Source organism: Roseibium sp. QJM3NY_11, from assembly GCF_056173175.1.
Genome location: NZ_CM149660.1, coordinates 3,872,862 through 3,897,514, shown reverse-complemented (window position 1 = coordinate 3,897,514; position 24,653 = coordinate 3,872,862). Strand labels below are relative to the sequence as shown.

The 24,653-nt window shown below is 62.9% G+C and carries 22 protein-coding genes; 16 read left to right on the top strand and 6 right to left on the bottom strand.

Going from position 1 to position 24,653, the window contains the following annotated elements; translation table 11 throughout:
- Nucleotides 1-280: 280 nt before the first annotated feature.
- From AC0VX3_RS17880 to gltX, 6 genes are all read left to right on the top strand, one after another.
- Nucleotides 281-1,663, top strand: coding sequence for a class II 3-deoxy-7-phosphoheptulonate synthase (locus AC0VX3_RS17880; protein WP_475521643.1), 1,383 nt, complete (start codon nucleotides 281-283; stop codon nucleotides 1,661-1,663).
- A gap of 177 nt (nucleotides 1,664-1,840) precedes the next feature.
- Nucleotides 1,841-2,368: a response regulator gene (locus tag AC0VX3_RS17875; RefSeq protein ID WP_475521642.1), complete on the top strand. Its 528-nt coding sequence runs from the start codon at nucleotides 1,841-1,843 to the stop codon at nucleotides 2,366-2,368.
- Between the two features lie 111 nt (nucleotides 2,369-2,479).
- Nucleotides 2,480-4,147, top strand: coding sequence for an NAD+ synthase (locus AC0VX3_RS17870; RefSeq protein WP_475521641.1), 1,668 nt, complete (start codon nucleotides 2,480-2,482; stop codon nucleotides 4,145-4,147).
- A gap of 374 nt (nucleotides 4,148-4,521) precedes the next feature.
- The gene (locus AC0VX3_RS17865) at nucleotides 4,522-5,517 is read left to right on the top strand and encodes an MFS transporter (RefSeq protein ID WP_475521640.1); all 996 of its coding nucleotides are present in this window, start codon (nucleotides 4,522-4,524) and stop codon (nucleotides 5,515-5,517) included.
- Nucleotides 5,518-5,541: 24 nt separating this feature from the next.
- Entirely contained in the window at nucleotides 5,542-5,736 is a 195-nt protein-coding gene (locus AC0VX3_RS17860) for a hypothetical protein (protein ID WP_475521639.1), read from the top strand.
- Between the two features lie 55 nt (nucleotides 5,737-5,791).
- Nucleotides 5,792-7,153, top strand: a complete 1,362-nt coding sequence (gltX, locus tag AC0VX3_RS17855) for a glutamate--tRNA ligase (protein ID WP_475521638.1) — start codon at nucleotides 5,792-5,794, stop codon at nucleotides 7,151-7,153.
- Here the strand turns inward: gltX and AC0VX3_RS17850 are convergent.
- Both AC0VX3_RS17850 and AC0VX3_RS17845 read right to left on the bottom strand, forming a co-directional pair.
- Nucleotides 7,116-8,435, bottom strand: a complete 1,320-nt coding sequence (locus tag AC0VX3_RS17850; protein ID WP_475521637.1) for a DUF2865 domain-containing protein — start codon at nucleotides 8,433-8,435, stop codon at nucleotides 7,116-7,118. The two genes, gltX and AC0VX3_RS17850, sit on opposite strands and share 38 nt — an antisense overlap.
- A 253-nt stretch (nucleotides 8,436-8,688) precedes the next feature.
- Nucleotides 8,689-9,195 carry a MarR family winged helix-turn-helix transcriptional regulator gene (locus AC0VX3_RS17845; RefSeq protein WP_475521636.1) on the bottom strand — a complete coding sequence of 169 codons (507 nt, stop codon included), beginning with the start codon at nucleotides 9,193-9,195 and terminating at the stop codon, nucleotides 8,689-8,691.
- A gap of 369 nt (nucleotides 9,196-9,564) precedes the next feature.
- Here AC0VX3_RS17845 and AC0VX3_RS17840 point away from each other — a divergent pair, with 369 nt between their 5' ends.
- Nucleotides 9,565-10,851, top strand: coding sequence for an MBL fold metallo-hydrolase (locus tag AC0VX3_RS17840; protein ID WP_475521635.1), 1,287 nt, complete (start codon nucleotides 9,565-9,567; stop codon nucleotides 10,849-10,851).
- Between the two features lie 97 nt (nucleotides 10,852-10,948).
- Nucleotides 10,949-11,482, top strand: coding sequence for a CreA family protein (locus AC0VX3_RS17835; protein ID WP_475521634.1), 534 nt, complete (start codon nucleotides 10,949-10,951; stop codon nucleotides 11,480-11,482).
- Between the two features lie 27 nt (nucleotides 11,483-11,509).
- Here AC0VX3_RS17835 and AC0VX3_RS17830 read toward each other — a convergent pair whose 3' ends face one another.
- The 3 genes from AC0VX3_RS17830 to AC0VX3_RS17820 all read right to left on the bottom strand — a co-directional run bounded on the left by AC0VX3_RS17830 (nucleotide 11,510) and on the right by AC0VX3_RS17820 (nucleotide 13,907).
- The gene (locus tag AC0VX3_RS17830) at nucleotides 11,510-11,851 is read right to left on the bottom strand and encodes an ArsR/SmtB family transcription factor (RefSeq protein ID WP_342894159.1); all 342 of its coding nucleotides are present in this window, start codon (nucleotides 11,849-11,851) and stop codon (nucleotides 11,510-11,512) included.
- Nucleotides 11,852-11,919: 68 nt separating this feature from the next.
- Nucleotides 11,920-12,108 (bottom strand): sugar transporter, encoded by a 189-nt coding sequence (locus AC0VX3_RS17825; protein WP_342894160.1) that lies wholly within the window; start codon nucleotides 12,106-12,108, stop codon nucleotides 11,920-11,922.
- Between the two features lie 137 nt (nucleotides 12,109-12,245).
- Nucleotides 12,246-13,907 carry a L,D-transpeptidase family protein gene (locus tag AC0VX3_RS17820; protein ID WP_475521633.1) on the bottom strand — a complete coding sequence of 554 codons (1,662 nt, stop codon included), beginning with the start codon at nucleotides 13,905-13,907 and terminating at the stop codon, nucleotides 12,246-12,248.
- 303 nt (nucleotides 13,908-14,210) lie between these two features.
- Between AC0VX3_RS17820 and cysS the strand changes: the two genes are divergently transcribed.
- From cysS to rarD, 5 genes are all read left to right on the top strand, one after another.
- On the top strand, nucleotides 14,211-15,626 hold the full coding sequence (gene cysS, locus AC0VX3_RS17815) for a cysteine--tRNA ligase (RefSeq protein WP_475521632.1): 1,416 nt from the start codon (nucleotides 14,211-14,213) through the stop codon (nucleotides 15,624-15,626).
- Between the two features lie 296 nt (nucleotides 15,627-15,922).
- Nucleotides 15,923-16,291, top strand: coding sequence for an endonuclease domain-containing protein (locus AC0VX3_RS17810; RefSeq protein ID WP_475521631.1), 369 nt, complete (start codon nucleotides 15,923-15,925; stop codon nucleotides 16,289-16,291).
- Nucleotides 16,291-16,797, top strand: coding sequence for a GFA family protein (locus AC0VX3_RS17805; protein WP_475521630.1), 507 nt, complete (start codon nucleotides 16,291-16,293; stop codon nucleotides 16,795-16,797). Before AC0VX3_RS17810 ends, AC0VX3_RS17805 begins: the two co-directional genes overlap by 1 nt.
- A gap of 32 nt (nucleotides 16,798-16,829) precedes the next feature.
- Complete coding sequence (cimA, locus tag AC0VX3_RS17800; protein ID WP_475521629.1) at nucleotides 16,830-18,425, top strand: citramalate synthase; 1,596 nt, start codon at nucleotides 16,830-16,832, stop codon at nucleotides 18,423-18,425.
- A 70-nt stretch (nucleotides 18,426-18,495) separates the two neighbouring features.
- Entirely contained in the window at nucleotides 18,496-19,425 is a 930-nt protein-coding gene (gene rarD, locus AC0VX3_RS17795; RefSeq protein WP_348143498.1) for an EamA family transporter RarD, read from the top strand.
- Nucleotides 19,426-19,530: 105 nt separating this feature from the next.
- On the opposite strand, the gene AC0VX3_RS17790 is transcribed toward rarD, so the two are convergent.
- On the bottom strand, nucleotides 19,531-20,166 hold the full coding sequence (locus AC0VX3_RS17790) for an LOG family protein (protein WP_348143495.1): 636 nt from the start codon (nucleotides 20,164-20,166) through the stop codon (nucleotides 19,531-19,533).
- Nucleotides 20,167-20,409: 243 nt separating this feature from the next.
- Here AC0VX3_RS17790 and AC0VX3_RS17785 point away from each other — a divergent pair, with 243 nt between their 5' ends.
- From AC0VX3_RS17785 to AC0VX3_RS17775, 3 genes are all read left to right on the top strand, one after another.
- Nucleotides 20,410-22,125 (top strand): LysM peptidoglycan-binding domain-containing protein, encoded by a 1,716-nt coding sequence (locus tag AC0VX3_RS17785; protein ID WP_475521628.1) that lies wholly within the window; start codon nucleotides 20,410-20,412, stop codon nucleotides 22,123-22,125.
- A gap of 136 nt (nucleotides 22,126-22,261) precedes the next feature.
- Complete coding sequence (locus AC0VX3_RS17780) at nucleotides 22,262-22,654, top strand: ArsR/SmtB family transcription factor (protein ID WP_475521627.1); 393 nt, start codon at nucleotides 22,262-22,264, stop codon at nucleotides 22,652-22,654.
- Nucleotides 22,655-22,803: 149 nt separating this feature from the next.
- The gene (locus tag AC0VX3_RS17775) at nucleotides 22,804-24,651 is read left to right on the top strand and encodes an ABCB family ABC transporter ATP-binding protein/permease (protein WP_475525200.1); all 1,848 of its coding nucleotides are present in this window, start codon (nucleotides 22,804-22,806) and stop codon (nucleotides 24,649-24,651) included.
- Nucleotides 24,652-24,653: the final 2 nt, after the last annotated feature.

Here is a 24,653-nt window from a genome sequence, read left to right as displayed (position 1 = left end):
CTTTCTCTGGTGCGCCAAGTTGCTACCATTCTCGACCTGTTCGCAATGATCCGTCTCAATGCGCTCTTCCGGGCACTCTTCCGGAGCCTCTTTGAAACGGGTAAAATTTCACCCCGTTTTGCCGTATGATTTGGGAGATTGCCCTGTGGCCTTGGCGACGCATGGCGTGTATAAGGCCGCACGTTTGCTTCGATGAGGCAGATCAGAATGGAAGACTAATTCGCGGACGCCGTGCCTGGGAATTGGAATGACCCCGCGGGTCCAGTGAGGAGTGACGAAAATGGCGGACAAGTGGAGCCCGGACAGCTGGAGATCCAAACCGATCCTGCAGGTGCCGGAGTACCCGGATCAACAGGCCGTGGCGGATGTTGAACAGCGTCTGTCGACGTATCCACCGCTCGTTTTTGCAGGTGAAGCGCGGGCGCTGAAGGCCCAGCTTGCCGACGTTGCACGCGGCAAGGGTTTCCTGCTTCAGGGCGGCGATTGCGCCGAGAGCTTCGCCGAGCACCATCCCGATCATATCCGTGATTTTTTCCGGGTGTTCCTGCAGATGGCGGTTGTCCTGACCTATGCGGCGAGCCAGCCGGTGGTCAAGGTCGGCCGCATCGCCGGACAGTTCGCGAAACCGCGTTCGTCCAATTTCGAGAAAAAGGGCGATGTGGAGCTGCCCAGCTACCGCGGCGACATCATCAACGACATCAATTTCGCTCCCGAAAACCGCATTCCGGATCCGGGCCGCATGGCCATGGCCTATCGCCAGTCGGCCGCGACGCTCAATCTGCTTCGCGCATTCGCCCAGGGCGGTTTCGCCGATCTCGATCAGGTCCACCAGTGGATGCTCGGCTTTATCACCGACAGTCCCCAGGGGCACCGTTACAAGGAGCTTGCCGACCGCATCTCCGAGGCCCTGGCGTTCATGCGGGCCTGCGGCATCGATAGCGGCAGGGTGCCTCAACTGCGCTCGACCGATTTCTTCACCAGCCACGAAGCGCTGCTTCTGGGCTATGAAGAAGCGCTGACCCGGGTCGATTCCACCTCCGGCGACTGGTACGCGACCTCCGGCCACATGATCTGGATCGGCGACCGGACCCGGCAGCCCGATCACGCCCATGTGGAGTTCTTCCGCGGCATCAAGAACCCGATCGGGCTCAAATGCGGTCCTTCGTTGACGCCTGACGGCCTGCTTGAGCTGACCGATCTGCTGAACCCGGAAAACGAGCCGGGCCGGCTGACCCTGATCGCGCGTTTCGGCGCCGACAAGGTCTTCGACCACCTGCCGCAACTGGTGCGGGCGATCGAGCGTGAAGGCAAGTCCGTCGTCTGGTCCTGTGATCCGATGCACGGCAACACCATCACAGCCGGCGGCTACAAGACCCGTCCGTTCGACCGCATCCTGAAAGAGGTCGAGGCCTTTTTCGAGGTTCACCGGGCCGAGGGAACCCATGCAGGCGGTGTTCACGTCGAAATGACGGGCCGCAATGTCACCGAATGCACCGGGGGGGCGCGTGCGCTCACCGCGGAACAGCTCGGCGACCGCTACCACACCCATTGCGACCCGCGCCTGAACGCGGACCAGGCTCTGGAGCTTGCTTTCCTGATTGCCGAGAATTTGAAAAAGGAACGCGACGGCCGGCAGGCGGAACCGATGATGGCGAGTGCATAGCACCGGCCTGCACTTACGACACGTTAACTATAGGGCGGCATTTGCCGCCCTTTTTGTTGCTTTTCGCCTGTTTTTCAAGCGTGAGACGGCCGCGGGTAAGTCTCGCTTAACGCGCCGCGCGATATCTGGTTGTAGGGAAAATCGACGACCGGGATGCGACGAAGGGGAGACGGGGGTTTGCGTGACAAATGGGAATTGTCGGCTGTTTCCTGCATGATTGCGGAAGACAACCCGCATATGCGCACGATCCTGCGCTCCGTCCTGACCGGATTTGGCATCCGGACCATCTGCGAGGCGAGCGATGGTGCCGATGCACTGGAACTGGTCGTCGACCGCAGGCCGGACATCGTTCTGTGCGACTGGGTCATGAGGCCGTTCGGAGGCAACGAGTTCCTGCAAATTCTGCGCAAAGACCGTGATCCGGACGTGAGCACGACGCCGGTTCTTGTGGTAACGGCGCATGCCAACCGCAAGACTATTCTGGAGGCCATCGAAATCGGCATCCACGGATTTGTCGCCAAGCCGATCGCTCCCGCCATTCTCTATCGTCACATCGGAGAGATTCTCGACCGCCAGCTCGTTCATGGCCGCACAAAGGGTGTGAGCGAGGCGGGGCAGCAGCCACCGTCGCGCGTCTCCGGTTCGGAAGCCCTGTCCGGTCTTGCCGCGCGCGCGCCCGCCGACGACGGCCTCGCACTGCTGTAGGGAACGGACCCCTATCCGCTTGCGGACAGGCAGTTCTGCCGACAGGGCGATTGCATGCCTTCCAGCTTGCCGCTACACCAGAAAGCCATGTCACTTTCTGGTACACCTCCGATGATTTCAGACCGTTTCAGACTGGCTGTCGCGCAGCTCAACCCGACTGTCGGCGATGTTGCCGGCAATGCCGGCCTCATCCGCGAGGCGCGCCGCGAGGCCGCCGCGCAGGGCGCCGACCTTGTCCTGACCTCCGAGCTGGTGCTGGCCGGCTACCTGCCGGAAGACCTCGTCCTGAAACCGGCATTCGTCACGGCCTGCATGGACGCCGCAAGGGCGCTGGCGCTGGAAACCGCGGATGGCGGCCCGGGTCTGATCGTCGGCTCTCCCTGGAGAAGCGAGGAGGGCAAGACCTACAACGCCGTTTTGCTTCTGGACCAGGGCGAGGTGAAGGCGGTCCGCTTCAAGTACGACCTGCCGAATTACAGCGTCTTTGACGAAAAACGTGTCTTCGCCGCAGGACCGCTTCCCGGGCCCGTCGATTTTCGCGGTGTGCGCATCGGCCTGCCGATCTGCGAGGACATCTGGAACGACGAGGTCTGCGAGTGCCTGGAGGAAACCGGCGCCGAGCTGCTGCTGGTGCCGAACGGATCGCCCTACTGGGAGAACCGGGCCGAGGAACGGCTCCAGGTCGTGGTTTCCCGCGTCGTGCAGACCGGATTGCCCCTCATCTACTGCAACCAGCTCGGCGGCCAGGACGAGCTGGTGTTCGATGGCGGCTCCTTTGCCCTGCATGGCGACAGGTCGCTGGCATTCCAGATGCCGCAGTTTCAGCCGGCGATGGCCATCACCGACTGGACGCGCGCGGGCGACACCTGGATCTGCGCCAATGGCCCGGTCGCCAGTCTGCCCGATCTGAACGAGGCCAACTGGCGGGCCTGTGTTCTGGGTCTCGGCGACTATGTGATCAAGAACGGGTTCCCCGGCGTGGTCCTCGGGCTTTCGGGCGGGATCGATTCCGCCGTGTGCGCGGCCATGGCGGTCGATGCCCTGGGCGCCGACAAGGTCCACGCGATCATGCTGCCCTACCAGTATACCTCAAAGGAGAGCATCGCGGACGCGGACGCCTGTGCATCGGCTCTGGGAATCCGCTACGACACGATCCCGATTGCCGAGCCGGTCGCGGGCTTCCGGAATGTTCTGAGCGATCTTTTCGCCGGCACCGATGAGGACACGACAGAGGAAAACCTGCAGTCGCGCACGCGCGGCGTCATCCTGATGGCGGTCTCCAACAAGTTCGGCTGGATGGTGGTGACCACCGGCAACAAGTCGGAAATGTCGGTCGGCTACGCGACGCTCTACGGTGACATGAACGGCGGCTACAATCCGATCAAGGATCTCTACAAGACACAGGTCTATGACCTGGCGGCCTGGCGCAACACCGCGCGCCCGGACGGGCTGTCGGGCCCGGCAGGGGAAGTGATCCCGGCCAACATCATCACCAAGGTCCCGAGCGCGGAATTGCGCGAGAACCAGACCGACCAGGATTCGCTGCCGCCCTACGATGACCTCGATGATATCCTGGAGTGCCTGGTCGAGAAGGAAATGTCGGTTGGAGAAATCGAACGGCGCGGTCACGAGCGGGCTCTGATCCACCGGATCGAACACCTGCTTTATATCGCCGAATACAAACGCCGGCAGGCGCCTCCGGGCGTGAAGATCACCGAGCGGAATTTCGGCAAGGATCGCCGCTATCCGATCACCAACCGGTTCCGGGACCGCTCGTAAGGGCAAGGCGTCACTGCTGTCCGGCGCGAACGTGTCGATGCGCGTTCGCGCGCAGCAAGCGGCGATCCTTTGCGACAGACCTTCGGCCTTTCTCAGGAGGAGGGTGAAGAGAGTTGACGGTCTCAAAATAGAAACCGCATGACCCTCATCCTGAGGAGGGGCTCGATTTCCGGAAGCCCCGGGACATCAACACATTGACCCTCATCCTGAGGTAGGCCGGAGGCCTGCCACGGAGAATGGGCCGTCCACCGCACAAGAACTCGCCAGTCTTTCGGGACGAACCTTGCGTCTCTCCTCAGCACGAAACCGTTTCCGCGATCAATCCTTCTGGCCCACACTTTCCAGACGTTTTTCAAAAGGCGTTTTCAGACCCGATGACCTATTTCACGTTCCTGAGAGACAATGCGCGCTGGCTGTCCGCCAGCTATCTGCTCGCGGTGTTTTCCGGTTTTGGACAGACATTCTTCATTTCCCTGTCGGGCGGGGACATCCGGGCCGAGTTCGGCCTCAGCCATGGCGACCTGGGCCTGATCTACATGCTGGCAACGCTCGGCAGTGCCCTGACGCTGCCTTATGCGGGCAAGAGCCTGGACCATTTCCCGGTCCGCTGGATTGCGGCTGTCGTCATGATCGGCCTGGCGCTTTTCTGCCTGATGCTGGCCGGAGCGACGTCCGTCTGGATGATCGCAATCGCGTTTTTCGGCCTGCGCCTATGCGGGCAGGGGATGATGACACACACCTCCATCACGGCGGCGGGGCGCTGGTTTTCCGCGCAGCGGGGCCGGGCGGTGTCCATCGCGGTGCTTGGATTCCCGACCGCCGAGGCGCTGTTTCCGATCTGCTTCGTGGTGCTCGACAATGCCTTCGACTGGCGCGGGGCCTGGGTGGTCTCCGCACTGGCCGTTGCCGTGATCGCCATGCCGGTGATCCTGACGCTGCTGGCCCGAGACCGCGTCCCAAGCGCCACCGAAGTGGCCGCCGCCAGGCCCGAGGGGCGGCAATGGACGCGCAAGGAGGTCTTGCGCGACCCGCGTTTCTGGCTGGTCTCCTGCGGCGTCAATGCGCCGGCCTTCATCGGCACGTCGATCTTCTTCCACCAGATCTATCTGGTCGAGTTGCGGGGCTGGACACTGGAACTGTTCGCGACGTCGTTTCTGTTCATGGCATCCGGCGTTGTCGCCGCGTCGCTGGTGATCGGCCAGTTGATCGACCGGTTTTCCGCCCGTCAGTTGTTGCCGTTCACGCTGCTGCCGTTGACGACCGCCTGTTTCGTTCTGGCGCTCTTCCACGCGCCGCTGTCCGCGTTCATTTTCATGACGCTGGTCGGATTGTCCAACGGCTTCAATGGGACCCTGGTCGGTGCCCTGTGACCCGAGGTCTACGGCACCCGGCACATGGGGGCAATCCGCGCGGTCGCGTTCTCCTGCATGGTGTTCGCTTCCGCGGCGGGGCCGGGGCTGACCGGCTGGCTGATCGACCTGGGCATCCCGTTCGATCTGCAGGTTCTGGGAATGGGCCTCTACTGCCTCGTCTTCTGCGTTGTCCTGGCACTGACGGCGCGGGCGTATCGGATTGGCGAACAATCTTGATTGCAAAGCTCGTTTTCGGTTGATGGCGCCCGCCTCTCGGGCTAACTCAAACGCCATGACCGTCACAGTTCGCTTCGCGCCGTCGCCGACCGGCCACATTCATATCGGCAACAGCCGTCCGGCCCTCTACAACTGGCTCTTCGCCAGAAAGATGGGCGGGCAGTTCATCCTGCGTTTCGACGATACGGACGTTGCCCGATCCCGGCAGGAATTTGCCGAGTCGATCGAAAACGACCTGCGCTGGCTCGGCATCGATCCGGACCGGATCGAACGCCAGTCCGACCGGCTGGCCGGCTACGACGTGGCCGCGCAGAAGCTGAAGGACGCGGGGCTTCTGTATCCGTGCTTTGAAACTCCGGACGAACTGGAGCGGCGCCGGTCGCGCCAGCGTGCGCTCGGCCGTCCGCCGGTCTATGACCGCGCCGGCCTGAAGCTTGACGACGACGACCGGGCCGCGTTGGAAGCCGAGGGCCGCAAGCCGCACTGGCGGTTCCTGCTGCCAAATCACAACGGCGATCCCTTTGAGACGCGCCGCACGGATGTCGCCTGGAGCGATCTGTGCCGCGGCGATCAGGCGATCGATCTCTCATCCATGTCCGACCCGGTGCTCATCCGCGCCGACGGCTCCTACCTGTATACCTTCACCTCGATCGTCGATGACATCGAGATGGCCGTGAGCCATATCATCCGTGGCGAGGATCACATCTCCAACACGGCTGTCCAGATCGCCATCTTCGAGGCGATGGGGGCGGCAGCGCCGGTCTTCGGCCATCATAACCTTTTGACGACGCCGGACGGCGAAGGCCTGTCCAAGCGCAAGGGCGCATTGTCGATCGGCTCCCTGCGCGAAGCCGGCGTTGAGCCCATGGCCGTGGCATCGCTGGCGGTGCTGACCGGCACCAGCCAGGCGGTCGAGCCGGTGCAGACCATGGACCTGCTGGTGGAAAAGTTCGACCTGACCAGCGTGTCACGTTCGTCCGCGAAATTCGATCCCGAGGAACTCAAGGGGCTGAATGCCCGGCTGGTACATGGCCTGCCGTTCGCGGCGGTTTCAGAACGGCTGGCGGGCCTGGGTATCCGTCCGAGCGCGGAATTCTGGGAAACGGTGCGCGGCAACTGCGAGATTGTCGCCGATGCCCGCCAATTCTGGCAGGTGGTGGTCGGGCCGGTGGAAAGCCGCGTCGAGGACGAAGACCGGGATTTCATCGCCTCCGCAAGGGCCTTGCTGCCCGAGGGCGAGATCACCCCTGAAACCTGGGGCGCCTGGACATCGGCTCTGAAGGCACAGACCGGACGCAAGGGCAAGGGCCTGTTCATGCCGCTGCGCAGGGTGCTGACCGGAATGGATCACGGTCCGGACATGAAGGCGATGCTGCCGCTTATTGGGCGACAAAATATTCTGGACCGACTACCCTGACCGGCATCTGACTGCCGGAAGCGTCCCGGAAGCCGTCATCTTCCTTTGCGAACACTGGAGAAAAGACGGCGACCTCGGCATCGCCGGTTTTCTGCCTGCGTTCCATCGACAGCACCGGAAGCCCGTCGCGCAGACCTGTTCCCGCAAGCGTCTCGCGCGCAGGGCCGATCCGCGCCGCAGCACGGCTCAGGCTGACGGTCACGTCGAAACCCTTTTCCAGGTTGAACAGGGTGTCGGGATCCTCGTAATGCGGCAACTGGGCGCGCCGCAAGGGCGTGCGCGCGAGCGGCGAGGGCGCCCCGCCGTCATCCGTATCGAAGGTGCTGCCGCGGCTCGGCTGCAGGGTCCGTCGCGGCAGTCCGGCGCTGATGTCTGAAAAGAACACCCGGTCGCCGGAGCTGGTGCCGAGTTCCGTCCACGTCGATTTCGGTTCCGACCGGCTTGCCGCACGGCAACTGCACCCCTCCACGAATTCGCTCTTGTAGCGGTGGGCAAACGGCTGTTCCGAATAAAGGTCACCCGCGAGCGACATCATCTGTGCCTGATCGCCGCCCGGATTCCGGTAGACATAAAGTTCAGTCCGCGCGGCCGGGCAGATTTCCGAGCACCGTGCCTCATCGTTGGCGAACTGGGTCTTGCCGGTGGAAAAACTGACCGGAAAGAAATAGCCGTCACAGGTCCTTACGCACAGGGTTCTGAAGGTGCCGCCAGTCGGCAGGCGGCGGCTTCCCGACGTGTTGCGTGACTGTCGCCGGACGGTTTCGATCTCCCGGTCTCCGGGTTTCGCGGCAACAAGATCCGCGCGCGACTGGGGATTGAACAGCCGGGCGAGCAGAGACCGGGGCTTGTCAGCGTCCGGTTTTTGCTCTTTCCCGGCCTTGCGTGGTTTCGATGCGGCATTGCAGTTCTGCCGGGCAATCGCGGCGCGCACCTGGCGGAGACGCTTGGCGCTGCCCGAGGCGCCGCCGCCGGCCTTGGCCAACTGGCGGTCGATCGCCGCCAGGTTTTTGCGCATGCGCTTGATCTTGCTGTTGAGGCCGGTGCACCTGGAGGACGCTGCCGTGGCACAACCGAAATAGCCGGCGTCCCGTTCGGCGGCGGACAGTGCTTTCTGCTGCTGGCGTTTTGCCGTCGTCCACTTGCGGGCGTCTGCCGATTGAGACCCCGACCCGCTTTCGAGACGGCGCAATTCGCTCTTCAGGCCGGAACAGGTCGCTGCCCCGGCCGATTGCGCGCACAGCACAACAATCGCGCCGGCCGCGAAAGCGCGCGCAAACAACACAGACCTGGCAGTCCCGCGAAGTCCCATACCCGTTCCCTGCGGCTCGTGTCCCCGCGCCGTATCGTGCGAATGCCTATTCGTTAGAGCGTGTCTCAATCCTATGGTTTCAGTCCACGAAACACGCCCCGAGTATCTCCGCTCACCCTATCAATAGCAACGAAAGCTCTCACGATAGGTTAATCCAGGCCGCGATCGGCGGCCCTTCGTCTGCGGCTTTCGGTGGCGCGCGCACCGGTGCCCGGTTCCCGGCGTGTCAGGAGCCCCGGCGTCCGCCGGCGGCGCGGTGGAGCCGATCGAACAGGTCGGGCAGGAGCGCCCTCTGATCTTCGGTGAGCGCATTTTCCAGTGCCGCGGAGTAGGCGAGCGCCCTCGGCACGATTTCCTCGTAAAGGGCCTGCCCCGCCGCGGTCAGCCGAAGGACCTGCTCGCGCTGGTCCGCGGGATTGGTCTCGCGCAGGATCAGATCACGCTTCTTGAGGGCGGCGACCGCGCGGCTGACCTTGGTCTTGTGCATCGACGTCGCCTGGCCGACATCGCGGGCAGTCATGGCGCTGATCTCGCCAAGTGTGGCAAGCACCCGCCATTCGGGAATGCCGATCCCGAATTCCTCGGCGTAAATGCCGGAAAGGGAGCGGCTGACCGTCTCGGCGAGGTCACTGAGCTGGTAGGGCAGAAAATGCCGCAGCTTCAGAACGGGTTTGGCGCCCGGAGCCGGGCCGGATGTGTCTTTGCGGGAACCTGTGTCGTCGCGCTTTGGCATGCTGCCGCCTTGGAGCTGTGTGAGGTCGGTTCGAAGGGCAGATGAATGCCGCCGCGTTCCGGCCATTTTCTGTGATTAGCAAGTATAGCCAATTAAAATGATCGGCAAGATCAACCCGGCCTTCAGGAAAAAATCGCCAGTCTGTGAAGCAAGGCAGGCGGAGAGCTTTGGTGGATACAGTCAAAATGCGGCATTAGGCTCAACCTATCTGTTGATAAGCAGGGAATAGTTAAGGATTTCAGAGGCGGGAAATTGCGAATCGGCCCCGGAAGCTGAGACGCTACAGTCAACAGCAAATGCGCGGCATCCACCGTGCGCAATGCTTCAGGCAGCCGCCGGCCACGCAGCAGGCGGGAAAGCGAGACCGTTATGGTAGAGATGACAAACAGGTCCGATGCAGTGCCGGGCGCCAACGGGCGTATCGAGCAACTCGGTCGCGGCTGTTACGCCTATTGCGCGGACGGCTGCGCGAACACCGGCATCGTCGTCGGCGAGCGTGGTGTTCTGGTCATCGACACACCGGCAACTCCGGCACTGGCTGAACATGTGCTGGAGAAAATTCGAGAACTCACCGACAAACCGGTCAAGTCGGTGGTGCTGACCCACTTTCACGCCGACAGCTCGCTCGGCACCCCGGCGTTTGAACCCGGTGAGGTGATCGCCTCCGATCTGACACGGCGCATGATTGAAACGCGCGGCATCGAAGACATCCGGGTCTCGCGTCAGCGCAACCCCGACCTGTTCTCCGGACTTCCCGAGGGGACCGGCGTGACGGCGCCGACCATGACGATCGCCTCCTCCATGACCATGGACCTCGGCGGGCTCGAGGTTCGGCTGATGCATCTTGGCCGCGGTCACACCATGGGAGATCTCGTGGTCTGGGTTCCCGAGACCGGTGTGATCTACGCAGGCGACCTGGTCCAGAAATCCGCCGTGCCCTATTGCGGCGATGCGCATCTTTCCGATTGGCCCCGTGCGCTCGACCGCATCACCGCCTTCCGTCCGGCCGTGCTCGTGCCCGGCCGTGGCCGGATCGCAACCGGTGTCCAGGCGGTCGCGACCGCGATCGAGACCACGAGAGATTACGTCACGACGCTGCGCGACGCGGCTGCGGCTTGTGTCGAGCAGAGCTTTGGTCTCGGGGACACGTTTCTCGCCGTTTCCGACACATTGTCACCGCGCTTCGCTTCACGGGACGATTTCGAGTTTCATCTGCCCATCAATGTTGCCCGTGCCTATGACGAGGCGCTCGGTCTCGACCTGCCGCAGGTCTGGACCCGCGAACGGCTCGCCGATCTTCACGACGCGCTGGAGGGGATCGTTCCTGCGGCACAGCCGGACGGGGAAAGCGGTCCCGCCGGAGAAGGAGAGACTGCAGTAGGCGAGGCCGCCGAGGCGGCGCCGGATGCCGAAGACATGATCCAGACGGACGAGGACACGGCGACCGCGGCAGAGGGGGCCTCCCAGGGCCTTGTTTCCGACAGCGCGTTTGCCGCCTCTCTCGCCCAGGAAGACGGCGCCCAGGAAGACGGCGACCCGGAGGAAGAAGCTTCCATGGATCTGTCCACCGAGGACATTGTCGAGGTTGGCGACAATGAAACGCCGGCACCGGACAACGTCGCGGACGACGGAAAGGTGCTGGAGACCGCCCGCTGATCCGGGGACAGGACACGCATCCGCGCGCCTCGGGCATGCAATTGTTTCTTCAGGGCGCTTGACCGCGGCATCGTGAACCCCACATGAAGGGCGTTTCATGCACCGGAGGGTTTTCATGCGTTTTCTGACCGCCGCCGTTCTGGGTTTTTGCCTGCTTCTGCAGGGCGCGGGCGCCGCGTTCGCGGCCGATGAACCCGACCTGATCTTCAAGAAATCGACGGTCTGGAAGTTTCTGACACCCGACCACAAGCTGGCGACCTACGCGATCGACGATCCGATCATCGACGGCGTTTCCTGCCACTTTACCGTACCGGAAAAGGGCGGCGTATCGGGCTGGCTTGGCGTGGCCGAGGAGGTCTCCGACGTTTCGCTGGCCTGCCGGCAGGTTGGTCCGGTCACGATCAAGGAGAACTTCGAGCAGGGCGAGGAAATGTTCCGTCAGCGGCGCTCCTTCATGTTCAAGAAGATGCGGATCGTGCGGGGCTGTGACGCCGACCGGAACGTGCTGGTCTATCTCGTCTATTCCGACAAGTTGATCGAGGGCAGCCCGAAAAATTCGACCTCGACCGTGCCGCTGATGCCCTGGGGCGACCAGACGCCGCCGCGATGCGGTGATTTTCTGCAGGGATAGAAACGTCCGAAACGTCCCTGACGGCGCTCACTCCGCGTCGAGCGTCTCCAGGTGCTTGGCCACGGGCAGATCGGTGCCGGCGCAGAAGTGCTTGTAGAGCATCGCCATGATGTCCTTGACCGGTTCGCTGGCCAGCCGGTAATAGATCGTGGTGCCTTCGCGGCGGGTCGTCACCAGACCCTGCGCGCGCAGCAGCGCCAGCTGCTGGGAAACCGTCGGCATGCGCATGCCGGTTTTCTCGGCCAGTTCACTGACGCAGCGCTCATCTTCCAGAACAAGGCACATGAGCAGCAGTCGCGGCGCGGATGCCATCATTTTCAGGAATTCTGCTGCGGATTCTGCTTTATCTTCAAGTGCTTTGTAGTCCATGCGCAGACTTTGCCAAACATCGGTTTAAACTGCAAGTCAACATTCGATCCGGCGCAGGGAGCGCCGCATCACAGTCGGCTTGCGACAGTCACGATGATGTTTCCGTTGCCGCATCCCGTCCCGGTTGTCAGGCACATGCCTTTCTGTTGCGCTTCCTGCCCGAAAGCCCGGGTGCCGTCCGTGATGGCGATGATGGCGGCAAACGGGCCGCCGAGGATCAGGGTCAGGAAGATCAGGACGAAAATGCGGTTCAACATGGTGCTCTCCAGAAGACGGTCCGTATTGGTTGACCGGACAATAGGAGAGGTCGCTTGAACCCGTTCTGAGCGCGCTATTCAGCTGCCGTTCAGATATGTGAACGGAAATAAATCACGTTATTACAATGGGTTGTTGATTACAGATTTTTCGTCATGGCCGTTCTGAGAGCTTCGAGAAGCACCTTGTCGCGCCCGTAGATATCTTTCCTGAAGTGCGTGGAGCCATCCTTGTTCATCCAGGCGGTCAGATAGGTGAGATGAACTTCGATCGGGACCTTCGGCTTGACGACGGTTCGCTCGCGGCCGTCTCGGACGTTCAGCCAGTGACCCGGCGCGGCATCGCTATCGGCAAGAAGGACATCCGCCAGAGCGAACGGATCGGACACGCGGATGCAGCCGTGACTGAAGGCGCGTTCCGAGCGCGAGAACAGGGTCTTGGACGGGGTGTCGTGAATGTAGATGTTGAACCTGTTGGGAAACATGAACTTGATCCGGCCGAGCGCGTTGCCTTCACCCGGGTCCTGGCGCAGCCGGAACGGAAAATTGCCGCCGGAATAGCTGTTCCATGCCACTTGGGTGGCCGCGACCTCGTTTCCCTCCTGAAAGACGCGGATGTTCTTGGCACTCAGGGCCGCAGGGTTCTGCTTCAGCTTGGGAAGGTATTCCTTGGTCGCAATGGAATAGGGCACATTCCAGAAGGGATTGATCTCGACATATTCCAGCCTGTCGGAAAACACCGGGGTCGCGTGATACGGCTTGCCGACAACAACCCGGGCCGTGTGAATGGTCTTGCCGTCGCGCACGACCTTCAGGTTCTGGTCGGCCAGGTTGGAGAAAATGTAAAACGCGCCCAGATCGTCGCGCATCCAGCGCCGTCGCTCCATGTTCAGCTCCATCTGGATGAGCTTGTCCTGAAGCGGAATGTTGAGGCGGGCGAGCGTGTTCTTGCCGATGACCCCGTCGGTTTCGAGGCCGTGATACTCCTGGAAGGTCTTCATGGCCTCGACCAGCGCACCGTCGTAGATGTCACCGGCGTGATCGCCCGCGCCCGGAATGTCCTCCTGCACCAGACGCTCGCGCAGGGTGGCGACACGCGGATCGCTCATGCCGGGCTTGAGCACCTCGCCGTCCGGAATTGGCGTGAAGGTGCCGCCATTGGCGGCTTTTTCCCTGAACTGGGACAGGCGGCGCTTGAGCCTTGCGTAATTGTCGGACCTCGGTGCCAGACCTTCCAGGAAGGCGCTGAAATCGACAGCCTCTTCAGCGGTTTCGAGCAGCGTCTGCGCGTCCGGCCGGTCCGGAAACAGGTTCAACGCCTTGTTGATCGCGTTCGGCTGGACCCGCCCGGAGGACAGATGGGTCGCATAGCGCAGAAACTGGTGCGAGAGGTCGATGTCGAACCGGGCCCAGTCCTCTTCAGAGCGGGCCGTCTCCGAACGCTTGATGAAGCCCAGCGGATCATAGTTGCTGGGATTGAGCGCGTGTTCGTTTGCGGCGGCCATGGCCGCGATCACCAGATGGGCGTTTTCACTCAGGCCGTTCCGATCGAACCAGAGGGGGGCAAAGGCCCGCGTACCGTAGGAATTCACCAGTCCTTCCGGCAGATCCGGCATCATGGCGGCCTGGATCGCGCGTGCGATCGGTGTCTGCGGTTCCAGGACATCAGCCGCCGGGGCGGCCGGGGCCGGATCTGGCGCCGGACTTGGCGCCGGACCTGGCGTCTGTGCGGAAGCAGGCGTCAGCATGCCGGCCGTCGGCAGCAGCAGGACCAGCGCCAGGGTAAGTGTTGCGCGCGTCAAGCCACCGGACCTGAAATATCTCACCGGAAAGTCCCCCAATTGATTCCCAATCGGCGAAGTTTAGAGGAAGTCGCGCAAGGCGCCAACTTCACAAGGCGCGGCTTGCGGCGTTTCCGGGCAATTGCAGTCTTGACCGGCTTCCGTCTTCCGGTCCATAAAGCTGCCCATGATGACGGCCACATGGAACATCATTTCGAACACCATTATTTGCAGCTAGCGACACCGCTGGCTGTGGCCGTTCCCTCTTGGCGAAAACCTATCTGAGACGGACCGCCCGGCCAGCCGGCCAGGAGACCGTTTGACATGAGCGCCGCTGAGACAGCGATATCCGGCACTTTCAAGGGCTTGAAGCTCACCAACACGCTCACCCGCGTGAAGGAGGATTTCCGTGCGATCGACGACGGCAACGTGCGCCTGTATGTCTGCGGTCCGACGGTTTACGATTTCGCCCATATCGGCAATGCCCGCCCGGTGATCGTCTTCGACGTGCTGTTCCGCCTGTTGCGCCATCTCTACGGCGCCGACCATGTCACCTATGCGCGCAACATCACCGACGTCGACGACAAGATCAACGCGCGCGCGCTCAGGGACTTTCCGGATCTGCCGCTCAACGAGGCGATCGCGAAGGTGACCGGCAAGACGGCGGACCAGTTTCACAAGGACATCGGCGCGCTGGGTGTGCTTGCGCCGACCTTCGAGCCGCGGGCCACAGGCCACATCGGCGGAATGATCGACATGATCGCCACGCTGATCGACAAGGGCCACGCCTATCAAGCTGGCGGCGAGGTGCTGTTCGACACGGCGTCCATGCCGGACTACGGCGGGCTGTCCCACCGCAACCTGGACGAACAGAGAGCCGGCGCCCGCGTCGCGGTGGACAAGCACAAGAAAAACCCGGGCGATTTCGTGCTCTGGAAACTGTCTTCCGGGGACGAGCCCGGCTGGGACAGTCCCTGGGGACGCGGGCGTCCCGGCTGGCACATCGAATGCTCGGTCATGAGCGCGTATCACCTCGGCAAGGTGTTCGACATCCACGGCGGCGGCCTGGATCTGATCTTCCCGCATCATGAGAACGAGATCGCCCAGTCCCGCTGCGCGCACGGCACCAGTGTGATGGCCAACTACTGGCTCCACAACGGCTTCCTGCAGGTGGAAGGACGGAAGATGTCCAAGTCCGAGGGCAATTTCTTCACCCTTCAGGAGCTCCTGGAAACGGACAGCTTCGGCGGCCGCAAGTGGCCGGGCGAAGTGCTGCGCCTGGCCATGCTGATGACAAATTACCGCGAACCGATCGATTTCTCGGTGCGCAAGCTGGAGGAAGCGGAGAACCTTCTGGCCAAATGGCCGCAGCCGGTGGCAACCCAAGCCGCGCCGGCGCCGGACGTTGTCGAGGCGCTTTGCGACGACCTCAATACGGCCGGAGCCATCCAGGCGCTGCACGCTCTGGCGGTCGAGGCGGCAAAGGATCCGGACCTGCTGGCGCTCTACTCCGCGTCGGCGGCCCTGCTCGGTGTCGGGCCGGTCAAGGCCGACCTGTCCGGTATCGACACGGTCTCAGTTGACGCGGCCGTGTCCGCGCGCCTGGAGGCGCTGAAGCAAAAGGATTGGGGGAAGGCAGACCGGATCCGGGATGATCTCACGTCTCAGGGAATCTCGCTAAAGGATTCAAAAGACTCGGCAACCGGCGAACGGGTGACAACCTGGGAGGTCAAGCGGTGAGGGGAGCGTTGGCGGACAGGCCTGATACCCCCCTCTGTCCCTTTCAGGGACATCTCCCCCGCAAGGGGGGAGAGGGGCATCTGTCGCAAGTCCTTGCCTCACCAACTGTGGTCGCCGATTGCTCATATCCGGCCGGTGGATCTTATTTCACAGTTCACGCTCAAGGTAGATTGAGCGACCTGAGGCTTGCTCCGGTCTCCCCCCTTGCGGGGGAGATGTCCGCTCTTGCAGACAGAGGGGGGTCTGCAGCCTCTGTTCCACATGCTGTCGTCGGCTTTCCGAAGGGAGTCCGATCCATGCCCCACGAAGACGTCTCCAGACGCCTGCGATCCAACGCCAGGCGCCTCCGCTCGCAGATGACCGAGGCGGAAAGGAAGCTCTGGCAGGTGATCCGGGCACATCGTCTGGAAGGCATTTCGTTTCGCCGCCAGATGCCGATCGAAGGCCACATCGTCGACTTCGCGGCGCCCGCCCATCGCCTGATCGTCGAACTGGACGGATCGCAGCATGGGGCGGCCGCGGGCCGGGAACGCGATGAAATACGAGACCGACCCCTGCACTCCCGCGGCTGGACGGTGCTGCGTTTCTGGAACTCCGACGTTCTGACAGATCTCGACGGTGTCTGCCGGAAGATCCTGGATGCCTGCGGCAAGGAGCATTTCTGATGGTGGACAAGAGCGACGGTTTCACAGGCGGCTGCCAATGCGGTGCTGTCCGGTTCCGGGTTTCGGGACAACTCGGCAAGGCATCGATCTGCCATTGCCGCATGTGCCAGAAGGCCGTCGGCGGCTTTTACGCGCCCCTGGTCAGTGTGCGGAACGAGACGGACCTCACGTGGACGCGGTCCGAGCCGACGCGGTTCCGGAGCTCCAATGTGGTTTCTCGCGGATTTTGCCGGGAGTGCGGGACACCGCTGACTTATGAAGCGCCGGACGGGATCGCGATCGCGATTGGCGCGTTTGACGAACCGAGCGCGATTGCGCCCGTCATCCAGTACGGCGTGGAAGGCAAGCTTCCCTATGCCGACCACATGGCCGACATCCCGGCGCGCACCACGGCAGACGACTTCGAGGCGCTGGCCTTTCTGGCTTCGATCGTCTCGAACCAGCATCCCGACCATGACACCGACACCTGGCCACCGGTCCAGTCCGGCGAAACCAGATCCCTATAAGACATGGCGAACACGCCGGGCAGGAAACACTGATGACCAAGGACCGCCTTTATATCTTTGACACAACGCTGCGCGACGGCGCGCAGACCAGCGGCGTCGATTTTTCGGTCAACGAGAAAATCGTCGTCACGGAGCTTCTGGAACGTCTGGGCGTCGATTACATCGAGGGCGGTTATCCCGGCGCCAACCCGACCGACACGGAATTCTTCAGTGCCAGGCGCACGGACAAGGCGCAGTTCACGGCCTTCGGGATGACCAAGCGCGCCGGGCGCTCCGCGGCCAACGATCCCGGCCTTCAGGACATCCTGTCCAGCAGCTCCGATGCCTGCTGTTTCGTCGCCAAGGCGTGGGACTACCATGTCCGGGTCGCGCTCGGATGCACCAACGAGGAAAATCTCGATTCGATCTACGAGACGGTTGTTGCCGCTGTTGCTGTCGGCAAGGAAGCGATGATCGACTGCGAGCACTTTTTCGACGGCTACAAGGCCAATCCGGACTACGCGCTGGACTGCGCCCGCACCGCCTATCAGGCCGGTGCCCGCTGGATCGTGCTGTGCGACACCAATGGCGGCACGCTGCCGGACGAGATCTTCGACATCGTTACCAAGGTGCAGGCGGTTGTTCCCGGATCGCACCTGGGCATCCACACCCACGACGACACCGGCCATGCGGTCGCCAATTCCCTGGCCGCGGTCGATGCCGGTGTCCGGCAGATCCAGGGAACTCTGAACGGGCTCGGCGAACGGTGCGGCAATGCCAACCTGATCACCCTGATCCCGACCCTCAAGCTGAAACCGGTCTTCGCCGACCGGTTCCAGATCGGTGTCGGCGACAACCAGCTCAGGGACATCACAGCGATATCCCACGCCTTCGACGAGGTCCTGAACCGCTCTCCGGACCGGCAGGCACCTTATGTGGGCGAGACCGCCTTTGCCACCAAGGCCGGCATTCATGCGTCCGCGATCCTGAAGGATCCGCGGACCTATGAGCATGTCACGCCGGAGAGCGTCGGCAATCAGCGTCGGGTGCTCGTCTCCGATCAGGCCGGCAAGAGCAACCTTCTGGGGGAGCTGACCCGGGTGGGGATCGCGGTCGACAAGACGGACCCGCGTCTCGACCGCCTTTTGACGCTCGTCAAGGACCGCGAGGCCGAAGGCTATGCCTATGAAGCGGCCGATGCCTCGTTCGAGCTGCTCGCGCGCCGGGAGCTGGGGGAGGTGCCACGCTATTTCGAGGTCAGTTCCTTCCGCGTGATGGTCGAGCGCCGCTTCAATGCCATTGGCGATCTGGTGTCTGTGTCCGAAGCGGTGGTCAAGGTCGACATCGACGGCGAGACCCGGATGTCGGTCGCGGAAGGAAACGGCCCCGTAAACGCGCTCGACAGGGCATTGCGCAAGGATCTCGGCAAATACCAGTCCGCAATCGAAGGCCTTGAGCTGATTGACTACAAGGTGCGAATCCTCAACGGTGGCACCGGCGCCGTCACGCGCGTCCTGATCGAAAGCCACGACACCCGGTCCCACCGCCGCTGGTTCACGATCGGGGTCTCCTCCAATATCGTCGACGCGTCGTTCCAGGCACTGGTCGACTCCATCACATTTGCGCTGTTGAAGGCCGAAGCCGCCTGATCGACCCGGAAGTGGTCGAGCATCTCTTCGGCGTTCGGGCGAATGCGCGATGCTTCAGAAAGGCCAAATCATGTCGCAGCCAGTGACCCCGTCGCAGGCGCAGGCCGAATTCCGCCAGGGGATCCTGTTCGGCCTGACGGCCTATGGCATGTGGGGCTTTTTCCCCGCCTACTACAAATTGACGGATACGGTCCCCGCCGACCTCGTCGTCTCGCACAGGATCCTGTGGTCGGTGCTGTTTGTCGGCCTGTTCCTGTGGGCGCGCGGCCGCTGGCCGGAGGTGCGCGAGGTCTTCCGTCAGCCGAAGGTTCTCATGAGCCTGATGGCCTCCGCCTCGTTTATCTCGGTGAACTGGCTCGTGTTTGTCTGGGCGATTGGCAACAATCAGGTCCTTGACGTCTCACTCGGCTATTTCATCAATCCTCTGGTGAGCATCCTGGTCGGTCTTGTCGTTCTGCACGAGCGGTTGTCGATCGGACAGGGAGGTGCGGTCGCGCTGGCAGTCCTTGCTGTGGTGCTGCAGGCCGTTCTCGCCGGCGGGCTGCCCTGGGTATCGCTGGTGCTGGCGTTTTCATTCGCCGGATACGGCTATGTCCGCAAGATCACCCCGGTCAAGCCGACGCCGGGCCTGTTCGTGGAAACGCTGCTGCTGTTTCCTTTCGCCGCCGGCTACATACTGCTGGGCCTGGGCCGCGGCGTCGACGCCCTTGTCCTGAACGACCTGCCGGTTCTGGCCGCACTCGCCGGAACCGGTATCGTGACCGCGCTTCCCCTGATCTGCTTTTCGGCAGCGGCGCGCAGGCTTCCGCTCTTCATGACAGGGCTGATGCAGTATATCGCGCCCTCGATCCATTTCCTGATGGCGGTCTATATCTGGGGGGAGCCGCTTGACCGAACCAGGCTGCTGACATTCGCAATCATCTGGGTGGCGCTGGCGATCTTCACCTATGACAGCTGGCGCCGGTACCGTGTCAAATCCAGACTGGCGGCCAGGTCATAGCCTTGCAGTCGTCCTCCCTACCAGCCGGCGTGCGCGCCGGTGCCGGGGTGTCGCATTGCTGCGTCCGGGAGGACGAATTTGAGGATTGTCAGCAGCCCTCAGACCCTAAAGGTCTTTCACCGTTGCGACGTGCTCGGGCGAGGTCCGGGCTTCGCCCGAAACGGCCTGGCGAAGCATGGGCAGGATGTCGTCGGTGTTGCGGGCGACAAGATAGGGAACCTCGGTATCGGGCCGGATATACCCTTGCGCGCGCATGTGGTCGAGCAACTCGAGCAGGGGCGACCAGAAGCCGTTGATATTGGCCAGAACTACCGGTTTGCGGTGCTGGCCGAGCTGGGCCCAGGTCATCATCTCGACAGCTTCTTCCAGCGTCCCGATGCCGCCCGGCAGTGCGATGAAGGCATCGGACCTTTGAAACATCAGGTGTTTGCGTTCATGCATGTCGCGGGTAACGACCAGGTCCTCAAGCGTTTCCAGCATCACTTCCCGTTTCTCCAGGAAATGCGGGATGATGCCGGTGACCTTGCCACCTGATTCGAGAGCCGCGTTGGCGACCGTGCCCATGAGGCCGACCGAGCCGCCGCCATAGACCAGGCGCAGGCCGGCCTCGGCGATGAGCTGGCCAATCCGCGTCGCTGCGGCTTCGTGGGCCGGGTCCGATCCGAAGCTCGAACCACAATAGACACAGACGCTTGCAAGCTGATTTTGAGATACCGTATTCATGACGCAAAGGTGTGACATTCAGATTGCCATGAGGTCAAGCATTCTGTTCGCGGAGCCCAGGCCGTCAGGCGGGTATTCTTGCCGCGCCTGAAAAAGAGGGCTATGCATGGGCAGGATCGGAATTTGTGTCAGCGGCAATTGAGTCACCACCTTCACCCGCGCCATGGACCGGCCTGAAGGTGCCGGATCAGCAGGCCGGATGCAGGGGAACAGGTACATAAAAGCGCCGGGCCGACCGGGCGCTTCCTGACAGGAAGAACAATGAACAAGACCACACTCGTCTGGACTTTGATCGCGGCAGTGCCGGTTGGCCTTGCTGCCCTGGCGACGGCCTATGTCTATCGCGATACCGGAAAATTGCCGTTTCAGGAGGCCGTTGGCGCCTTGTCGACACCGGAAGTGGCCGGCACGGAAACGCAGCCGCAGGCCGGCGCGGATCCTGCGCCCTCCGCTCAAAACGAGCAGGCCGCCACATCCGCCGCCGATGACGCTGCACCCGCAAGCGCGGACGGTCCGAGCTTCGACGTGGTCGGTGTGGAACCCACCGGTGAAACCGTCGTGGCCGGCCGTTCCGATGCCGGTGCCATTGTCGCCCTGACCGCGAACGGCAAGGTGGTCGGCAAGAGCATCGCAAACGATAAGGGCGAATGGACGATCATTCTCGATGAACCGCTCAAGCCGGGTGACTATGACGTTGGCGTCGAGGTGCATGACGAGGCCGGCACGCCCGTTGTGACCTCCCGGGAACGTCTGGCCGTCTCCTTGCCGGAAGGCGGCAAGGAGCAGCCGCTGATCGTTCTGAACACGCCGGACGGCCCGTCCGATATTCTGCAGAAACCGGCACCCGCGCAGCAGGTTGCCGAAGCTGTGGCAGACCCGGCCGGCGCGGATGAAGAGGTGGCCGCCGATGCCGGCCCGGCCAGCGAAACCGGACAGGCGGAAGCCGAGCTTCCGGGAACGGCGCCTTCGGACACCGAAGCCCGGACCGAGGTCGCCGCGTTGCAGCCTGCGGCTGAAACGCCGGCGGAGCCGACGCCGGACGCGCAGACCGCAGCACAGCCGGACCCGCAGACACCGGCCCCCGAGAGCGAACAGGCCGCGGCACCCGAGAGCCCGGACACGGACCAGCCGGAGACCGCTGCGGTGGCTCCTGAGCCCGCCGGTACAGGCACAGCCGCCGCCGGGAATCCCTCACAGCAAGAACAATCCGGCGACGTGAGTGTCGCCGCGGCACCGGACGACAGCGGTTCGGTTGATACCGGTCCGGCAGATACGGCGGGCACGGACACCGCTGCGGCTTCGCAAGAGACCGCCCCGGACAGCTCTGAGGCCGGCGACCCGATTGTGCAGCAGGCTGCCAGGGAGACTGCGCCCGAAGTGACCGCAAGTGCCGCACCTGCCGCACAGGCGGAAGGGCAAGCGGCCCCGGATGCGCCGACGGTGACCGTGGAAGCGGTGGAATCGGAAACGGACAAGGTGTTCGTCGCCGGCACCGGTGAACCCGGTTCGTCGATCCGCGTCTATGTGGGAGACGATTTTCAGGGCGAGGTCCAGGTCAATGCCGACGGCAAGTGGCTGGTCCAGGGCGACAAGAATATTGCCGAAGGCAATGTCGAGGTGCGCGCAGACCTGATCGGCAAGGACGGCAATGCGGTGGATGCGCGCGCGGCCGTCACCTTCGAGAAGGAGCGGGACCGGCAGATCGTGCTCACCAAGGTGGTGGCAACCGGCGCCAGCGGCAATCCGGAAGGACAGGGTGCGGAAGTCCGCAAGTCCCTGCCGGTCGTGATCATCCGCAAGGGCGACAATCTGTGGCGGATCTCGCGCCGCCTTTATGGCGAGGGGCTTCGCTACACCACGATCTATCAGGCCAACCAGGAGCAGATCCGCAATCCGGACCTGATTTATCCGGGGCAGGTGTTCCTGACGCCGGAAGGCGACCTGAACTGGGAAGAAACTCCGGAAAACAACGGCTGATCCGGATTTGACCCGGACAGAGTGAAGGGGCGGGGGCCGGTCAGGCTTCCCGCCCTGCGCATGCGGGGCTTGTTTTTTCGTTCATTCATCGCATATCAACGATGAAACAAACTGTCGTGAACGAGGAAACCGCCCCATGAGCGGGACGGATCTGCCACCGAATAAAACCTGCCCTGAAACCGCGGACGCATTTGCGGGCTGTGAAGAGCTCGCCGCCGTGTTCCGCGCTCTCGGCCATCCGGCGCGCCTGGCGATCGTCAAACAGCTCGCGTCTCAAAACGAAGCCTGCTGCGGCGAAATCGTCCGTCATCTGCCTCTGGCCCAGTCGACCGTTTCGCAACACTTGCAGGTGCTCAAGGACGCGGGCCTGCTGACGTGTGATTCGCGTGGCCGAAACTGCCATTACCTGCTGAACCGGCAGAAACTCGATCTGGCGGAGCGGCGTTCGAAGGAATTCTGGGAGCGCCTCAATTCCATGACACCGGCCCGGCCCGGCGACGCCTGTTCCCCGCCGGATAATCAAGAATAAGACCCAACCGGCTGCCCCGGCTGCCTGGAGAGTTAAGTGTGACTGATCAATCAGCGACCTCGCCGCGAAAGCCCTCCGCCGCGGCTTCCGGCAGCCAATCCGAAGATCCGCAGGTCCGCAAGCCGGTCAGCGCCGACGAGGGCAGCACGATGGCGACGCTCGCCAATCTGTGGCCTTACATCTGGCCTTCGGAACGACCGGATCTCAAGAAGCGGGTTCTGCTCGCGGTCCTCGCCCTGATCGTCGCCAAGTTCGTCACGGTGCTGTCGCCCTATTTCTTTGCCTGGGCAACGGACGCGCTGACCGGCGAGACTTCGGGCCTGCCGGCCTTCCTCGTGGCGCCGGTCATGCTGGTGCTGGCCTATAATGCCGCCCGCGTCTTTGCCATGGGGTTCAACCAGTTGCGCGATGCCCTGTTTGCGCGGGTGGGCCAGCATGCGGTCCGCCAACTGGCGATCCTGACGTTCCGCCACCTGCACAAGCTGTCCCTCAGGTTCCATCTGGCCCGCCGCACCGGCGGTCTCAGCCGGGTGATCGAGCGCGGCGTCAAGGGCATTGAGGCGATCGTCCGCTTCACGATCCTCAACGGCATTCCGACCATCCTGGAATTCGCCATCATGGCGGCCGTGATCTGGTACCAGTTCGGCTTTTCCTATGTGATCATCGTCGCGGTGATGATCGTGGCCTATGTCTGGTTCACCATCAAATGCTCCAACTGGCGCATCGAGATCCGCCGGGAGATGAATGACAGCGACACGGATGCCAATTCCAAGGCCATCGACAGCCTGCTGAATTTCGAAACGGTCAAGTATTTCGGCAACGAGGACATGGAGGCGGAACGCTTTGATGTCTCCATGGCGAAATATGAGAGCGCCGCAACCAAGACCTGGACGTTGCTGGCCTGGCTGAACCTGGGACAGTCGGTCATCCTGGGCATCGGCATGGCGCTGTGCATGGCACTGTCCGCAAGAGCCGTGCTGGCGGGTGAGCAGAATATCGGTGACTTCGTGCTGATCAACGCGCTGCTGATGCAGATCTCCATTCCGCTCAATTTCATCGGCTTTCTCTACCGGGAGATCCGTCAGGGGCTGGCGGATATCGAATCCATGTTCGATCTTCTGCTGGTGCCCGCCGAGATCGAGGACAAGCCGGGCGCCGGAGCGCTGCAGGCGGTCGAAGGCAAGATCGCGTTCAAGCAGGTCCGCTTTCATTATGATCCCGAAAGGCCGATCCTGAAGGGGATCGATTTCGAGGTGCCCGCGGGCAGGACCGTGGCCATTGTCGGCCCGTCCGGCGCAGGCAAATCGACCATTTCCCGCCTCCTGTTCCGCTTTTACGACGTCACCGACGGGGCGGTCGAAATCGACGGGCAGGATGTGCGCGACGTCACCCAGGAAAGCGTGCGCGACGCGATCGGGATGGTGCCGCAGGACACGGTGCTGTTCAACGACACGATTGCCTACAACATCCGTTACGGACGCCCGGACGCATCGGAGGAAGAGGTCAGGGAAGCGGCCCGCATGGCCCAGATCCACGACTTCATCGAGAATCTGCCGCAAGGTTATCAGTCGGAAGTCGGCGAGCGCGGCCTGAAACTGTCGGGCGGCGAGAAGCAGCGCGTGGCGATTGCCCGGACGATCCTGAAGTCTCCGCCGATCCTGATCCTGGACGAGGCAACCTCCGCGCTGGACACCCATACGGAACGGGAAATCCAGTCTGCACTGGACGAAGTCTCGCAGAACCGCACGACACTCGTCATCGCCCACCGTCTGTCGACGGTGGTCAATGCCGACCAGATCATCGTTCTGGAGGCCGGCGGTATCGCCGAGCGCGGCACGCACCTGGAGTTGCTCGACAAGGGCGGTCTTTATGCCTCCATGTGGGCGCGCCAGCGCGAAGCCGACGAAGCCGAAGAACGGCTTCGGGCAGCCCGGGAGAACGACGATCTCGGCATCATCACGCGCGGTCAGCCGGCCGACTACGTTCCGGCAAAATGATG

Bases quoted from the DNA above. Each gene is read 5' to 3' on its own strand.
- AC0VX3_RS17835 (WP_475521634.1), top strand. From the start codon at position 10,949: ATGCACCGGAGGGTTTTCATGCGTTTTCTGACCGCCGCCGTTCTGGGT.
- AC0VX3_RS17790 (WP_348143495.1), bottom strand. From the start codon at position 20,166: ATGTCACACCTTTGCGTCATGAATACGGTATCTCAAAATCAGCTTGCA.
- AC0VX3_RS17825 (WP_342894160.1), bottom strand. From the start codon at position 12,108: ATGTTGAACCGCATTTTCGTCCTGATCTTCCTGACCCTGATCCTCGGC.
- AC0VX3_RS17775 (WP_475525200.1), top strand. From the start codon at position 22,804: ATGGCGACGCTCGCCAATCTGTGGCCTTACATCTGGCCTTCGGAACGA.
- AC0VX3_RS17780 (WP_475521627.1), top strand. From the start codon at position 22,262: ATGAGCGGGACGGATCTGCCACCGAATAAAACCTGCCCTGAAACCGCG.
- AC0VX3_RS17830 (WP_342894159.1), bottom strand. From the start codon at position 11,851: ATGGACTACAAAGCACTTGAAGATAAAGCAGAATCCGCAGCAGAATTC.
- AC0VX3_RS17880 (WP_475521643.1), top strand. From the start codon at position 281: ATGGCGGACAAGTGGAGCCCGGACAGCTGGAGATCCAAACCGATCCTG.
- AC0VX3_RS17870 (WP_475521641.1), top strand. From the start codon at position 2,480: ATGATTTCAGACCGTTTCAGACTGGCTGTCGCGCAGCTCAACCCGACT.
- AC0VX3_RS17805 (WP_475521630.1), top strand. From the start codon at position 16,291: ATGGTGGACAAGAGCGACGGTTTCACAGGCGGCTGCCAATGCGGTGCT.
- rarD (WP_348143498.1), top strand. From the start codon at position 18,496: ATGTCGCAGCCAGTGACCCCGTCGCAGGCGCAGGCCGAATTCCGCCAG.
- cysS (WP_475521632.1), top strand. From the start codon at position 14,211: ATGAGCGCCGCTGAGACAGCGATATCCGGCACTTTCAAGGGCTTGAAG.
- AC0VX3_RS17860 (WP_475521639.1), top strand. From the start codon at position 5,542: ATGGGGGCAATCCGCGCGGTCGCGTTCTCCTGCATGGTGTTCGCTTCC.
- AC0VX3_RS17840 (WP_475521635.1), top strand. From the start codon at position 9,565: ATGGTAGAGATGACAAACAGGTCCGATGCAGTGCCGGGCGCCAACGGG.
- AC0VX3_RS17865 (WP_475521640.1), top strand. From the start codon at position 4,522: ATGACCTATTTCACGTTCCTGAGAGACAATGCGCGCTGGCTGTCCGCC.
- AC0VX3_RS17845 (WP_475521636.1), bottom strand. From the start codon at position 9,195: ATGCCAAAGCGCGACGACACAGGTTCCCGCAAAGACACATCCGGCCCG.
- cimA (WP_475521629.1), top strand. From the start codon at position 16,830: ATGACCAAGGACCGCCTTTATATCTTTGACACAACGCTGCGCGACGGC.
- AC0VX3_RS17785 (WP_475521628.1), top strand. From the start codon at position 20,410: ATGAACAAGACCACACTCGTCTGGACTTTGATCGCGGCAGTGCCGGTT.
- AC0VX3_RS17810 (WP_475521631.1), top strand. From the start codon at position 15,923: ATGCCCCACGAAGACGTCTCCAGACGCCTGCGATCCAACGCCAGGCGC.
- gltX (WP_475521638.1), top strand. From the start codon at position 5,792: ATGACCGTCACAGTTCGCTTCGCGCCGTCGCCGACCGGCCACATTCAT.